The organism is Psychrobacter sp. 1Y4 (genome assembly GCF_051847555.1).
The window spans coordinates 13,329-28,802 of record NZ_JBPYDE010000003.1; the positions used below are offsets into that span (position 1 = coordinate 13,329).

Annotated in this window: 12 protein-coding genes; 6 read left to right on the forward strand and 6 right to left on the reverse strand. The window is 40.9% G+C overall.

All coding sequences use genetic code 11. From position 1 onward, the window contains the following. The first annotated feature begins 43 nt into the window (after positions 1 to 43). From ACS8FC_RS02895 to infA, 4 genes are all read left to right on the forward strand, one after another. A complete protein-coding gene (locus ACS8FC_RS02895) occupies positions 44 to 1,783 on the forward strand; it encodes a FimV/HubP family polar landmark protein (protein ID WP_439295821.1) in 1,740 nt (579 codons plus the stop codon). A gap of 150 nt (positions 1,784 to 1,933) precedes the next feature. Further along, positions 1,934 to 3,040 (forward strand): asparaginase, encoded by a 1,107-nt coding sequence (locus ACS8FC_RS02900; protein WP_439295823.1) that lies wholly within the window; start codon positions 1,934 to 1,936, stop codon positions 3,038 to 3,040. Positions 3,041 to 3,109: 69 nt separating this feature from the next. Further along, positions 3,110 to 3,937: a tRNA pseudouridine(38-40) synthase TruA gene (gene truA / locus ACS8FC_RS02905; RefSeq protein WP_439295824.1), complete on the forward strand. Its 828-nt coding sequence runs from the start codon at positions 3,110 to 3,112 to the stop codon at positions 3,935 to 3,937. A gap of 119 nt (positions 3,938 to 4,056) precedes the next feature. After that, on the forward strand, positions 4,057 to 4,278 hold the full coding sequence (infA, locus tag ACS8FC_RS02910) for a translation initiation factor IF-1 (RefSeq protein WP_068036477.1): 222 nt from the start codon (positions 4,057 to 4,059) through the stop codon (positions 4,276 to 4,278). A gap of 212 nt (positions 4,279 to 4,490) precedes the next feature. On the opposite strand, the gene ACS8FC_RS02915 is transcribed toward infA, so the two are convergent. From ACS8FC_RS02915 to leuC, 5 genes are all read right to left on the reverse strand, one after another. After that, complete coding sequence (locus ACS8FC_RS02915; protein WP_439260595.1) at positions 4,491 to 5,609, reverse strand: L,D-transpeptidase family protein; 1,119 nt, start codon at positions 5,607 to 5,609, stop codon at positions 4,491 to 4,493. Between the two features lie 382 nt (positions 5,610 to 5,991). Continuing rightward, complete coding sequence (gene leuB / locus ACS8FC_RS02920; protein ID WP_439260594.1) at positions 5,992 to 7,095, reverse strand: 3-isopropylmalate dehydrogenase; 1,104 nt, start codon at positions 7,093 to 7,095, stop codon at positions 5,992 to 5,994. Positions 7,096 to 7,205: 110 nt separating this feature from the next. Then, on the reverse strand, positions 7,206 to 7,931 hold the full coding sequence (locus tag ACS8FC_RS02925) for a hypothetical protein (RefSeq protein ID WP_439260593.1): 726 nt from the start codon (positions 7,929 to 7,931) through the stop codon (positions 7,206 to 7,208). Positions 7,932 to 8,065: 134 nt separating this feature from the next. After that, positions 8,066 to 8,716, reverse strand: coding sequence for a 3-isopropylmalate dehydratase small subunit (leuD, locus tag ACS8FC_RS02930; RefSeq protein WP_439295825.1), 651 nt, complete (start codon positions 8,714 to 8,716; stop codon positions 8,066 to 8,068). Between the two features lie 153 nt (positions 8,717 to 8,869). Continuing rightward, positions 8,870 to 10,288 carry a 3-isopropylmalate dehydratase large subunit gene (gene leuC / locus ACS8FC_RS02935; protein ID WP_439295826.1) on the reverse strand — a complete coding sequence of 473 codons (1,419 nt, stop codon included), beginning with the start codon at positions 10,286 to 10,288 and terminating at the stop codon, positions 8,870 to 8,872. 330 nt (positions 10,289 to 10,618) lie between these two features. Here leuC and ACS8FC_RS02940 point away from each other — a divergent pair, with 330 nt between their 5' ends. Both ACS8FC_RS02940 and putP read left to right on the forward strand, forming a co-directional pair. Beyond that, on the forward strand, positions 10,619 to 11,491 hold the full coding sequence (locus tag ACS8FC_RS02940; RefSeq protein ID WP_299216559.1) for a LysR family transcriptional regulator: 873 nt from the start codon (positions 10,619 to 10,621) through the stop codon (positions 11,489 to 11,491). Positions 11,492 to 12,106: 615 nt separating this feature from the next. Next, the gene (gene putP, locus ACS8FC_RS02945; protein ID WP_439295827.1) at positions 12,107 to 13,606 is read left to right on the forward strand and encodes a sodium/proline symporter PutP; all 1,500 of its coding nucleotides are present in this window, start codon (positions 12,107 to 12,109) and stop codon (positions 13,604 to 13,606) included. 333 nt (positions 13,607 to 13,939) lie between these two features. Here the strand turns inward: putP and ACS8FC_RS02950 are convergent, their stop codons facing one another. Next, positions 13,940 to 15,448 carry an outer membrane protein transport protein gene (locus tag ACS8FC_RS02950; protein WP_439295828.1) on the reverse strand — a complete coding sequence of 503 codons (1,509 nt, stop codon included), beginning with the start codon at positions 15,446 to 15,448 and terminating at the stop codon, positions 13,940 to 13,942. Between the last annotated feature and the right edge of the window lie 26 nt (positions 15,449 to 15,474).

Here is a 15,474-nt window from a genome sequence, read left to right on the forward strand (position 1 = left end):
GCATAAATTGCTGTAAACAAGGCTCGTAGGCTTAGGAGTATTTATGGATAATATGCTGTATATCATTGTGGGTCTGGTAGCAATTTTACTGGTAGCGGTACTCGTGCTACGCAAAAACAAGGCCAAACAACCAACCACACAACACTTGGATAAGACCAATCAAAGTGTAGATGCTCATGCATCCACATTAAAGCCAAAGACGGCGTCTGTAGACTCAAAACAAGTCCCTGTTCAGCAAAACGCGACCAAATTTGATCCATTAACCGTGGCTCAACGCTTTATAGATCAGCAGCGTTATGATAAAGCCATTGAAACCATTGAACGAGGCTTAACTGAAAAACCTCAAGATTCTGAGTTATTACTTAAGCTATTAAATATCTATGCAACAACCGATCAGCGTGAAGATTTTAATAAAACTTATAACGCGATCAAATTGTCCGGTAATGCAACTGCTATAGACAATGCTGATAAACTCAAAGCTCTATTAGACCAAGAACAAACGCAAAACCAACCGATAAAACCTGAATCTGACAATGAAGCTGCGTTTGAAGGTATAGATTTTGACTTATCCACCTCACAGACTGTTACGGATGTTAAATCTGATACAGACAACGACAATTTAGATAGTTCTGAAGCATTTAGTGACTCTGTATCATCACAACAAAGCATCCCTAGCGCTAACAATGATTCTGATGAAAATTTTGACCTGACGTTAGCTGATTTGGAAAGCACAAACGCAGGAACTAACAATCTAAATGCCAGCAGCCTAGAAACTAGTCATTTAGAAACTACTCAGCTAGAAACTACAGCAGATGGCGATGACATCAGTGATTTTGATATAACCGAAGTGACAAGTGCTGATGAAACAAGTGCTCGGCCTGTTACTGTAGATGACGTTAATAAGGATCAACACGTAAACAACGTAAACGTCGATGATGACTTTATGCTTGATTTCGATTTGATGACAGATGATAGCAACTCGTCGGAGCTAGATTTTGATGATGTTCAAGCGCAAGACAGCCAGTCACAAGATGTCAGCTCGGATGACGAATTTGTTTTAGACTTTGATGACTTGGTTGAAGAGGCAGATACTAGTAAAGAGACAGATACTACTAATCAAGAAGACAATATTCAGCCTACTAACGACGATTTTGCGTTACTGCTAGAAGATGAAGATAGCTTGTCTGTTACAGACGACTTGGCAGTTGAAGATAGCTTAGTAGTTGAAGATAACGCCCTTGTTACAAGCTCATTAGACACTCAAGAAAACCTTAATGAAAATGAGCAGGTGTCAGGAAACGACGTTGTAGACAGTTTTGCTGCACTTGAGACAACTGACAGTAGCGACGAGCCAGCTGTAAGCGAGGCTACACAACTAGAATTAGCAGCGACTCAGGAAGTAATTGACGACAGTACTGATGAGAGTATTGAAGAGACTTTATCAATAGATGAAGAATTTGATTTTGATGAAGTTGCAACTTCACCTACTGCCGATACACCAGTAGAGAATGAAGCTGATATCAGCTTCACCGAGGACTACCATGCAGATATTCAAAACGATACGACAGTTGCAGCGTCCGATAGTGATTTTGCCGCACAGTTTGCAGCAGATTTCGATTTTGTTCAGACCTTGGACAGCAATCAGGTGACGTTAGATTTAGCAGGTCAGTATTTACAACTGGGTGAATACGATAGTGCTAAACGCCTACTCAATGAAGTCGTCACTCAAGGTGATAGCGAACAACAAAGTCAAGCAAAAGAGATGCTAGCGCGTACTGCTTAATATAAAGGTAGAGTGCTCTACAGTATTTTGAACAAAGATTATTTATCAACAAGCATCTTATGAAAATAAGATGCTTGTTTCTATTTGACGGTTTATCATTTATATTAACCCTATTTTATTTTTTTCACTCACTTCTAGTACGGTAAACCCATGTCATTACCCCCGACCTCGACAAATCTATCGTCCAACTCTATTCAGCTCATTTATGCTGGTGGTACCTTTGGTAGTTATGGACGTCCATTGGCGCCTTTAGATGCCGACATTTTCTTGCCAGCTTTACAGACGCTGCTCACCAATTACAGTCAAACAAACTATCTACCAGAGTTCTCGTGGTTAGATAACACACTAATTAAAGATAGTAGCCAGCTAACTTCAAACGATTTTATGCACTTTTACAGGCTCCTACTAGATGCCTATGCGACAGGAGGACGTCAATTTATACTTATTACAGGCACAGATACTTTAAGTTATCTTGGCGCATTTTTGGCAGAGGCTTTTGCAGGCACTGATATGTGCTTGATCGTTACAGGTAGTATGCGTCCACTGTTAGACAGCGACGTGTTACAGACATATACTGTTGATGCAAATAGCGATGCATGGAACAATCTTAGTGAGTCCCTACGTCTGGCTGCTGCTGGAGAATCCGGCGTCAAAATTAGCTTTGGCGGCGAGTCATGGCCTGCACAAACAGTACAAAAGATTCATAGTCATGACTTTATGGCTTTTACTGGTCATACTCGTGCTGGCTATCCAAACAACAGTTATATAAAGCAGCTGCCAGACACTCGTCGTCAACACTGGCTTGATGACCAAATGGCTGTTGGTGACAGCATCCAAGCGCGTGCCAAACGGGCGAGCGTACATGCGCTATACTGTCTGCCCAATGCACCTGATATCTTGGGCAAACAACTAGAGGCACTGTTGACTGAGCCACCCTGCGGTATCATTTTATTGGGTTTTGGTGCAGGCAACGTTCCCTACTCTGAGAGTTTAGCCACCGCATTAAAACGTGCATATGAGCAGGGTCATATGGTGGTATGCGCTAGCCAATGCCCATTTGGCGGAGTCAGCGATAGTTATGCAGCGGGCAGTTGGCAATATGACTACCATGTCATCGCTGGTGGACGCTTAACTATCCCTGCTATCTATGCGCGGTTATTATGGTTATTGCTACGTTATGATACACCTGTACGCAGACGACAACGTTGGACATATACTGTCAACCAGTCAGGAACGACTTTGAACAAAAACCGCTAACCGTGAGCGCCAAGCAACAAACAAGCACTTACTTCAAACGCTACGATTATTATGGAAGTTAAAAGATTAATGGAATCTGAGAAACAAGACATCCCTACTTATAACTTGGCGCTCGCTATCGAGTTTTTGGGCACCAATTATCGAGGCTGGCAACGTCAAAAAGAGGTGACAGGAGTACAAGAGGTACTAGAAAAAGCCATCAGTACTGTCGCCAACGAAACTGTTGAAGTTATCGCAGCGGGTCGCACCGATGCCGGAGTCCACGCTGGTAATATGATTGCGCATTTTGTCACTTGCGCCTACCGTCCGACCCATAATTGGCTACGTGGTATCAATAGTCTATTACCTGACGATATTGCCCTACGCTGGGTGCAACCTATGCCAACAGACTTTCATGCTCGTTTTGGCGCTATAGCACGTCGTTATCGTTACATCACGCTCAATCAGGCTGCGCGTCCTGCCATACTCAACCGTCAAGTGACTCATATTCACGAACCTTTAGATGTAGCAGCGATGCAACTTGTGGCAGCTGATATTGCTGGGACTCATGATTTTAGCAGTTACCGTGCAGCAGCTTGTCAATCTAACCAGCCTATACGTACTGTTAGTCACGCAAAGCTTTTTACGCATGGCGCGTTTGTTGTCTTTGACATACAAGCCGATGGTTTTTTGCATCATATGGTACGTAACTTGATGGGTACACTACATGCAGTTGGAAGGCATGAGCTACAACCTTCAGACTTCTTAACTATTTTGGCAAAAAAAGACCGTACCATTGCGCCGCCCACTGCTTCTGGTGACGGACTATACTTTATCAACGCTTACTATCCTGAGCATTATCAGCAGCTGTTACCCATGTCACCACTTACTCCCCTGTGGCTCAACTTACCTGAATAAAATATTACCGACTGATATACATAACACTTGCTCACTGTCAAGCAAAAACAATGATTTGTTGCTTTAATATTGAAACTTACGTATAATATCGGTTTATTTTTCATTGATAGATACCAACTATGGCTAAAGACGATATTATTGAATTTGAAGGTGAAGTTATTGATACCCTTCCAAATACATTGTTTAAAGTTCGTTTAGAAAACGGACACGAGATTATTGCTCATATCTCAGGAAAGATGCGTAAGCACTATATCCGTATTTTAACGGGCGACAAGGTTAAAGTAGAAATGACGCCTTATGATTTGACTAAAGGTCGCATTACCTACCGTGGCAAAAACTAATCTCTTATAGTGTTTTATCTTTAAGATATCAGCTATTTACTCTTAAGTCGTTGAGTAGATTATCTTGTTATTATGTAACACTAAACGATTTTTACGATAATAATAAAAAATGGTAGCCTGTTTCTTGCTATCTTTTATAATCAATCGTACTTAATTTTGCCAAAAAAATACCGCCAATTTTGAGCGGTATTTTTGTATTTGAGGTTTGGAAACTACTTGAATTCTACTGTTGCGTCATCTTTGATCGTACCTAGTAGTGCTAAAGCGTCCCAGTTGGTCAACCTTATGCATCCTGATGATGCTTGTCTGCTGATGCGGGCCGGGTCTGGTGAACCATGAATGCCATAAGTAGGCTTACTTAGCCCTATCCATACTATTCCTACTGGATTATTCGGCCCTGGCGGAATAATCGCCTGATTGCCATCCTCGCCAGTATAAGTGTAGTTAGGTTCATGTACTTTGACTTCAACTTTATGCGTCCCTGATGGTGAGGGTGTTTCCGTGCTACCGACAGTCGTTGGATAACTTGCAACTAAGTTGTCTTTCTCATCATAAGCATATAGAGTTTCAGTCGCTTTATCAGCGACTACTCGACTTATCGGTTTTGTGTTTGGATTACCAGGGTTATAAACAGTGATGGTCTCTCCAGGCTCAAACTTAGCATTCGGGTTAAGAGTCTTAAGATACTTCTCACTCATATGAAATTTTTCTGCTAACGCTTCACTGATGCTTTCATAGTACATACCTTCAAGCTTGGCTTTCGCTTCTGCACCAGTAGGAATGCTAGTAGTTTTCACATTCACATCGGCATCATTTAGCTTATAGCTAACCAATACAGGTTGGGACATAAGCTTTTTATTGTTAGTTAAGGCTTGCCATGTCTCATCATTGAGATGATCTGTCACCTTCAAACCACGAGCTTTTTGGAACGCTTGCATGGCCTTTCGAGAGTTTTTACCCCAATAACCATCTATAGGCCCGACACTACTTTGGTTCCAGTTCAGTAAAGCTTGAAGCTTGGTACTCATGCTACGATTTACCTCTACCCCTTTCTGCCAACTATCGTTATTCACCTTTTGAGCAAACTTTGGTAAGTTATCTGTCGCATACTTAATAGTAGGCAATAGCTTGTTCAATGAAGTTACCGTGTCACTATCTCCAGCAAGCTTTTGACTGACTCCATTAGTCACCGGACTAACATCAGTGCTAGAAAATTTGTTACTAGCATTAGCATTGGTATTGGTATTGGTGTTAGCAGCAAAACTTGGGTTCATTAATAGTGCTACAATTAGTCCTAACACCCCCATGCTTTTACTTTTTGGTTTATACATATTTTATTCCTCAATTTTTTATTATAGACAGATCAAAATTATTGTTTTGTTTTTCGCTTTTGATAAAACCAAGCAAGATGATAATCGACCTATTTCTATGGATAGCTCTATAAGATACTAGTTGTATACACTCTTTGAGCAGATATAATCATGTCACAATAGCATTATATAATGTAACAGATTTATGTTAACAAACATCTAGTCTTATAGTCTCTGTGTTAAAAAAGCGCCTACAGTACAGATTATAGATTTAACCGCTATGATCTAAGTATTATTAATCATAAAAAACCCGCAAACTGCTGAGCAATTTACGGGCAAACTATCTTTAAGACTTTTTGTAAAACAAATACTAATGTCTATTATTATATTCGTATAGATTTATTTATACAAGCTTTGCCAATACTGCCTGACCCATCTCTTGACACCCTACTTGTCGTAAATCAGCTTCACTACTGTCTAAGATATCAACTGTACGTAAGCCGTCATCAAGAACATCACTCACTGCCTGTTCAATCGCTTGGGCAGCTTGTTCTTGCTTAAAAGTATAGCGTAGCATCATAGCGACAGAGAGTATGGTGGCTAATGGATTGGCTTTATCTTGTCCAGCGATATCGGGTGCAGAACCATGGCAAGGCTCGTACATCCCTTTACCCTTTTCATCAAGACTGGCGGACGGCAACATGCCAATAGAGCCTGTTAGCATAGCCGCTTCATCAGATAAAATATCGCCAAACATGTTGCCCGTTACCATAACATCGAACTGCTTTGGATCACGAATCAGCTGCATACAAGCATTATCTGCATACATATGACTAAGTGCAACGTCAGAATACTGAGATTCTTGCATTTTAGTCATGGTTTCTTTCCAAAGCTCAGTGACTTCTAAAACGTTTGCTTTGTCTACCGAACAGATTTTTGCAGGTTTATCACTTGCTTTAGCACGAACTTGCGCCAAATCAAAAGCCACCTTACCGATACGCTCAATCTCGCTGGTTTTATAGACCATGGTGTTATAGCCTTGCTGTTCACCATTATCCAAAGTACGAATGCCGCGCGGTTCACCAAAATAGATACCACCCGTTAGCTCACGAACGATTAATAAGTCTAGGCCTGAGATAATTTCAGCCTTAATACTAGAGGCATTCGCCAATTGCGGATAAAGCTTAGCAACACGTAAGTTGGCAAATAAACCAAGCTCACTACGGATTTTTAGCAGACCACGCTCAGGACGTTTACTGCGTTCGATGGTGTCCCATTTGGGCCCACCAACTGCACCTAACAATACGGCGTCCGCTGCACGTGCTTGGCTAAGTGTTTCTTCTGGCAAGGGTTCACCAGTTGCATCAATAGCTGTTCCACCAATCAACCCAGACTCAAGAGTCAAGTTTAATTTAAACTTTTTGTTGACGGCTTGTAGTACATCGATGGCTTGGGTCATAATTTCAGGACCAATGCCGTCACCAGCTAATGTTAAAATCGTTGCCATACTAATCCTTGTTGATAGATAAAAAAAGAAGAGACAAGCGTCTAATGTTGCTTTAACCGATCTATGTCCATGATATATGACATCAAATTAATGGGTCGAAAGATACAATATTACACCTTAGCTTTTGACTGTGTTGCTTGTGCTGATTGCTTTATTTGGTTTGTCACGTTCGTTTCTACAAACTCACCCTGACTTTCGTTATTCATCTGTTTACAAAACTGACGCTTGATACTATCGTTTTGAATAAGATCAATACATAAAGGATTGGGCGAGGCTGTGTCTAATAAACTGCCCGTATCTTGGCTAGATTCTTTACGGTAAGCACGGAGTAGATAAGTGTCTGGCTCTATAAACTCATGGATCATAGCAAAACGCTCAATATAACCCATATTATTTTCAGGATAAAAATTTATATGCACTTCACGTTTTGCAGGCTTAACTCGCGCATAATAGTTTATCATCCCAGCCATACCAGAAGCTGATAACGGTACAACCTTGACAGAGTGCTGATTCTTTAATGGTGTAAATAGCACATTTTGTGTACGCTTAACAACTTTATCATCCGTATCAAACACACTTAACAGCTTATGATCTACTGGTTGATGTGTATCTGGCGCGATAACCGCAGTTTGGTCGATTTGCATAATTTCACAATGATAAGTACCCGCACAAGCGATGTTTACTTCTCCAGCAATCGGTTTGATTTTCCCTGCCCACTTGTCAGCGCTTTCTGCATCATCTATTTTCTGATAGCCTGTTAGTAGCTGACAACCCGACAATAGCAAGCTTGTTGCGATAGAAAGACTGGTAAATATAGCAATACGTTTTTTATTCATAATGATGACTACTATTTCATAGTGATAACAAATTACCTTTCATTCTAGTCATTTTGTTACGATAACTCAACGTTGTATTATTGACCAATTCATTTTTATTAAACATCAATTTATATAACATTAAAAACTTAACTTTATGCTTTGACTTGATTGAATATCCACGGCGTCTTTTGTTGCATTTGCTGTTCGTACGCATTAATCGCATCACTTTGCTGTAGAGTAAGCCCAATATCATCTAGTCCATTTAATAGACAATGCTTACGAAAATCGTCAACTTCAAAACAGTATTCTTGTCCAGTTGGATCAATAACGACTTGTCTCTCTAAATCTACGCTTAACTCATAACCTTCATTTTTCAAAGTTTCTTTCATTAACTTATCGACAATTGCTTCCTCCAAAATAATGGGAAGCATGCCATTTTTAAAGCAATTATTATAAAAAATATCAGCAAAACTTGGGGCAATGACCGTACGAAAACCATACTCAGACAACGCCCAAGGCGCATGCTCACGGCTAGAGCCACAGCCAAAATTCTTGCGGGCAAGTAAAATAACGGCATCTTGATAGCGTGGCTGATTTAGTACAAACTCTGGATTTATTGGACGCGTGCTGTTGTCCTGACCTGGGTAGCCTTCATCTAAATAACGCCAGTCATCGAATAAGTTGACGCCAAAACCAGTACGCTTAATAGACTTCAAAAACTGTTTAGGGATAATTTGATCGGTATCGACGTTTGCGCGATCTAGCGGACAGACGATACCCGTTTGAGTATTATAAGCTTGCATAATAGTTCCTATCGTATTCTCAGTAGTGTTGGTAGATACTGATTGGCAAAATCAACCCATGATGTATTATCGACATAAATAAATAGTTTTATACAATCAGTATCAGACGCGTTGTGACGGATGCGCAGCTTAAACAACGCAATTGTCTATCAACTAAAAAGTACGTACATCCACAAAGTGACCAGCCAATGCAGCGGCGGCGGCCATCGCAGGACTGACCAAATGCGTACGTCCGCCAGTACCTTGACGACCTTCAAAGTTACGGTTAGACGTCGAAGCACAGTGCTCTTCTGGTTCAAGCTTGTCTGCATTCATCGCAAGGCACATTGAACAACCTGGCTCTCGCCACTCAAAACCTGCATCAGTAAATAGCGTGTTTAACCCTTCGGCTTCGGCTTGTCGTTTTACTTGTCCAGAGCCTGCTACTACGATGGCTTCTTTGATCGTATCTGCAATTTTACGACCCTTAATCACTGCTGCTGCGTCCCGCAAATCCTCTATACGTGAGTTGGTACAAGAGCCTATGAAGACCCGATCAAGTTGGATATCAGTAATCGGCTGACCTGCCTGCAACCCCATATAGGTATAAGCACGTAACCAACCCTCTTGCTGCGTCTCATCAGCAGCCTGATCAGGTGTGGGTACCGACTGAGTAATATCAACGACCATCTCAGGCGATGTGCCCCAAGACACTTGCGGGGCAATCTGACTACCATCAATCTCTATAATCGTATCAAACTTGGCATCATCGTCCGAAAACAATGTACGCCAGTAAGCCTCTGCTTGCTCCCACTGCTCATCAGTTGGCGCATAAGGACGACCTTTAACATAATCAATCGTTGTGTCATCTACAGCTACCATACCCACGCGTGCGCCTGCCTCAATTGCCATATTGCAGACAGTCATGCGCCCCTCCATACTCATATCTTCAAATACTTTGCCTGCAAACTCAATGGCATGACCGTTGCCACCAGCAGTCCCGATCTTGGCAATAATGGCAAGTACCACATCTTTTGAGGTCACGCCAGCACCAAGTTCACCATTCACGCGGATTTGCATGTTTTTCATTTTTTTGGTAATTAAACACTGGGTTGCAAGCACATGCTCTACCTCAGAGGTACCGATGCCATGAGCAAGACAACTAAGCGCACCATGGGTTGCAGTATGCGAATCACCACACACTACCGTCATGCCTGGAAGTACCAAGCCTTGTTCAGGACCAACCACGTGCAAAATACCCTGACGAGTATCGTTAATGGTGAATTCAGCAATATCGAATTTAGCGCAGTTATCATCTAACGTTACGACCTGCAAACGCGATACCTTGTCTTTGATACCAGAGACCCCTTCAAGTCGCTCTTTGACCACTGTAGGTACGTTATGATCAGGACTAGCAATGTTAGCCGACAAACGCCATGGGGTACGATTAGCAAGCTCCAATCCTTCAAATGCCTGCGGACTTGTTACCTCATGCAATAAATGACGATCGATATAAATTAAGCTCGAACCATCATCGCGCTGTGTGACTTCATGCGCATTCCAAAGTTTGTCGTATAACGTGTGACCGGCCATGTTGCTATCCTTTGTTAATTGCTAATTGTCTATGATGAAATGCCACTGTATCTAGCGCATGCTAAACGTTTTTGGCCGCATAAAGCTCTTTGCTCTTTCTTAAGGTTACTTTGATAACGGTTATTTTATTCGGACGTCGTTCATCGACAAGTTATCAAGCGATTAAAATAAAAACATCAAAAAGTACTTTGATACCTTGTGATTATAGCAGCCTAATTCTATAATAATAATTGATGATTTTTATCTATTCACAAACTTTTATTTCTAATATATAACGAATAGACAAGCCAACTTTTATTTATAGCTTATTTTGAAGCTAAGGACATCGGTGTGAATACCACTAATTTGACGACGTTTGTGACTGTTATGCAAACAGGTAGCATCTCAGGCGCAGCAGAAAAGCTATTTATCACTCAACCTGCTGTCAGTAAACGTATCAAAAACCTAGAGGACGAGTTCAATATCGTCCTTTTTGATACAGTAGGTCGAGGTATCGTACCGACTCAAGCAGCAAGTGAGATGCTACCACATGCCAAACGCTGGTTAGAAGATTATGAAAATTTTAAAATAAACTTGCAACACTCTAAGCAAATGGTCTCTGGCAAGTTGGTCATCGGTACCAGTCATCATATTGGTTTGCATCATCTTGCACCAGTGCTAAAAGATTTTATCCAAAGTTATCCTGCTGTACAGCTCGAAGTCCATTTTGTGGATTCAGAAGAAGCGCACAAAGCGGTTCTTGATGGCAATTTATCTTTGGCTTTTTTGACGTTACCACCTGTTTATGATAAGCGTCTAACCTATCATACATTGTGGTCAGATCCATTATATTTTATGACAGGTACGCTGTCGCCATTAGCCACAAAAACCAATGTAACTTTAGAGCAGTTGGCTCATTATCCTGCTATTCTGCCCTCTGCTAATACTTTTACTAGTCAAATTACTTTGGCAGAGTTCGCCAAACACAATTTAAAACCTTATGCGACAATGAGTACCAACCCTCTAGAATCTATTCGTATGTTAGTGTCGGTAGGACTTGGATGGTCTGTATTACCGCAAACGTTAATCAGTCAAGATTTAGAACGTATTAATATGGCCGATAATATTGAGCTACAGCGCTATCTAGGCGTCGTTATCAATCCAAAGCTTACACGCTCAAGTAGCGTTGAGGCACTGTTAGAATTGCTTGCTCCTATCGATTAGTAATGGGGCCTACTGAACATAGCTACCAATACAGTCAGCAAATAAATCTACCAAATAATGTTATTTGGTAGTTAGCGACCCACATGAAAAGCAGTGGTTCGCAATTATAATCTCTATACGTTATAATACGCTCAAGTTTATGTTCATAACATATAGTTACCATAATAACACTGATACTCACCTATTGAATGGTTTGAGTAAGTTACGATAGCAAACAATACTGTTTTATTAATCGTTTATTGTAATAAGCGGTTCATTAATCATAGATATTATCAGTAATAGTCTTTAAGAATGGTGCTTTATGGTTGAACTTTCCTAAATTTTGCATACTCTATTTGTATAAGATGCAGAGTTGACAGTTTTAAATGATTGATTTTGTCCACAACGATTGATTAAAACGACTTAAATTAGGTAATTTAATTAATGGTTGATAACGCGATGTTATAGGTAAAAACAGCATCAATCATATAAAACTATAAGTAAGTACTGACTATAAGCAAAAAGCCATTTTGTTCTACTTAATGGCTTTTTTTGTCTTTATACATCGTCTTTTAATCGTAAGATTTTATAGTTAAATATAATTAAAACCAACAATGTTGGTTAAGGACAGTTTATATGAATGGGATTTCTAGTGGCGTGCTAATATCACTTGGCGCCTATTTTTTGGTAATGATTGGGATTGGCATTTACGCCTACTTTAAACAAGCAAACGATACTGAAGGCTATATGCTCGGTGGCCGTAACCTAGGCCCTGCTGTCACAGCCTTATCAGCAGGCGCATCAGACATGTCAGGTTGGCTATTACTAGGTCTACCTGGGTATATGTATGCCGACGGTGTGGTCAGTGTCTGGATTGCACTTGGTTTAACACTTGGTGCCTTATTGAACTATATTATCGTCGCCCCGCGTCTACGCGTTTATACCGAAGTTGCTGACAATGCAATTACTCTACCCGACTATTTTGCCAATCGCTTTGAAGACAAGTCGCACATGCTACGTGTCATATCAGCATTGGTTATCATCTTGTTCTTTACCGTTTATACTGCTGCAAGCTTAGTTGGCGGTGGTAAGCTTTTTGAGAGCTCACTCAATTTATCTTATAGCATGGGACTTTGGGTAACGGCTGGTGTTGTTGTCGCCTACACCTTATTTGGTGGTTTCTTAGCAGTTTCAATGACTGACTTTGTGCAAGGTATCATCATGTTATTTGCGATGGTCATCGTGCCGATCGTTGCCTTTACCGATCTTGGTGGCATTTCAGCTACTACACAGGCGGTTGGAAATATTGATACAAATCTGCTAAATGTTACTAGTGGTATGACTGTTATTGGTATCATCTCCTTGATGGCATGGGGGCTTGGTTATTTTGGTCAACCCCATATTATTGTACGTTTTATGGCTATTCGTTCAGTTAAAGATGTACCGACAGCACGTAATATTGGTATGAGCTGGATGGTCGTTAGTCTTATTGGTTCATTGATGACTGGTTTTGCTGGCCGTGCTTATGTACAAAAAACTGCTATGACTCTCGATGACCCCGAGACTATTTTCTTAGTATTTACGCAGTTTTTATTCCATCCATTGGTGTCAGGTTTCTTATTGGCTGCTATTTTAGCTGCTATTATGAGTACTATCTCATCTCAGCTATTGGTGGTATCAAGCTCACTAACAAAAGATGTCTATAAATTATTCTTTGACAAAGATGCACCAGAAGCCCGTCAAGTATTGGTTGGTCGTATCTCAGTTATTATCGTCGCTGTAGTTGCTATTTTCCTAGCGTCTGATCCAGATAGCTCGGTATTGAACTTGGTTTCTAATGCTTGGGCAGGATTTGGTGCAGCGTTTGGACCACTGGTTATCTTCAGTCTTACTTGGCGCGGTATGAACCGTAACGGTGCCGTTGCTGGTATGGTTGTTGGTGCATTGACGGTTATTTTATGGGTCTATGGTCCATTCGAGATGAATGGTGTGGCATTAAATAGCTGGTTGTACGCTATTGTTCCAGGCTTTATCTTAAGTACCATTGCTATTTTTGTAGTTAGTATGATGACTGGCGGTCCAAGACCTTCAGTATCTGCTAAGTATAAAGAGATGGAGCTAAACTTAAACAAATAAGCTTATAGACCGTCCTATCGCTATAAAAAAACCTCGTCACTATTGACGAGGTTTTTTGTTGTCAGTTTCTTATTAGTAATTATTTACTTAATACAAGCCGTTTTAACGAATAAGAAATGTAGCTTGACCTATACTACAAGCATGAAATTGATTTAATGATGTTATATGGTTTGTGAGAGCATGCAACAGATATGGTCTTTATAATTATAATTTTTATAGTAAGTTCGAAATAAAAAAGACGCGTTGATAATAACCATAAAAAAGCGACCCATTATGGATCGCTTTTTTTATAAAATATAGTACAACTTATAAGTTAGGTCTTTTATGGTTAGATTAAAAATCTTGTTTTGCTTGGTATGATAGCTTCACACCGACGATATAACCGTCGTTGTCATCAAAATCAGCAACGATTTTGTCAGTTGGCAATGCACCTTGAGCATCACCGAACCATAAGTATTTTCCACCAGCTGATACGGCCCATTCTGGAGTGACATTATACTTAGCGCCCAGACCAACACTGTAGTAGCCTTCGACAGGTCCTAATGACGTCGTAGGATCTCCAGCACCACTATCCCAACCAATAGTACCATTTACTGCTAACGCAGGTGCTAAACGCTTAGCCAAGCCCAGCTCTACCTGCCATTGATCGTCATCATAATCAACTAAGTTTAAACCATCTTCTGCATACAGTTCGTTGTTTTTACTGACTTCATTATATAATGGCGGTGTTATTTTAAAATCACCCCAAGGTACCCAGCGTACTTTTGCTGTGGCTAAAGTCGTTGGATTGATACCGGTTTGGAAATCAAAATTGACCGATTCTGGGGTCGTGATTTCGTACTTACTGCTTTGATTGGCTGCGGCAGGATCACCAGCTAGAACGCCAGCTAGCGGATATGTTTCGGCTATATTCATATCATGGTCAATCTCAGAACGATATGTCAGTGCCGCTTTTAAAGCAATTTCAGGTTTGCTATATGACATACCTGCGATCCAACCATAATCCATATCAGGATTACTGCTTGAAGTATAGCCAGTCGCTGGACCATAAGCCAATCCGCGCAGTTTTACTTCAGATTCAATACGCTGAGCGACCGGACCACCATATAATTGGAACTCTTTATTAGCACCGAACTTCATACCTAGAAGTCCTGTTAAGCTTTGGCTACGAACCTCTACATTGGTATTTTCACCTGCATTACCTGCCTCAGCTTGTGCTATTGCACCTGCAGTACCAAGATTAGTAGCATCGTCCACAAAACCTTGTGCTGCTTCTGCTTGTTCTTCGGCTTGTCGTGCAAAATCTTGTGCGACTTGTGGATCTGTAGCTGTTGCAGCTAACTGTCCAAGTCGTTGCGCTTCTGCACCAGCGGCTTGAGCATCTTCAGTTAAACCTTGAATAGCATCTCCAATAGTCGCAGCATTCACTCGTCCATTAGTTAACTGAGTGATAGAAGCATTAATATCGCCTTTTGAAACGAAATTACTATCACCAGTATATTCAGCAGCAGCACCAAATGGCTCATCATATAAAAGACCGATACTAAAGGTATCATTGATATCTGCTTTTACGCCATAACGGAAAAAATCATAAGATTCAGCAATATCACCAGTGTCACCACCTTCAACATAAGTATTACTGCTAGGCACATTATTTGCGCTATCTCTACCACTAACGTCAGCATCAATGTAAGTATAGACAGATTCGGCATAAACGCCATCTTGGAAGAAAGCAGTGACATCTTGACCCGAGCGATCAAGGCCAGCAGCGTTTGTTACGCTGGCTACAGAAAGCGTTGCGATCGCTACCGCAAGTGTTTTTAAATGAAAGGTAGTGCGCATTGTATATCTCCAAACGTCCTCGTTGT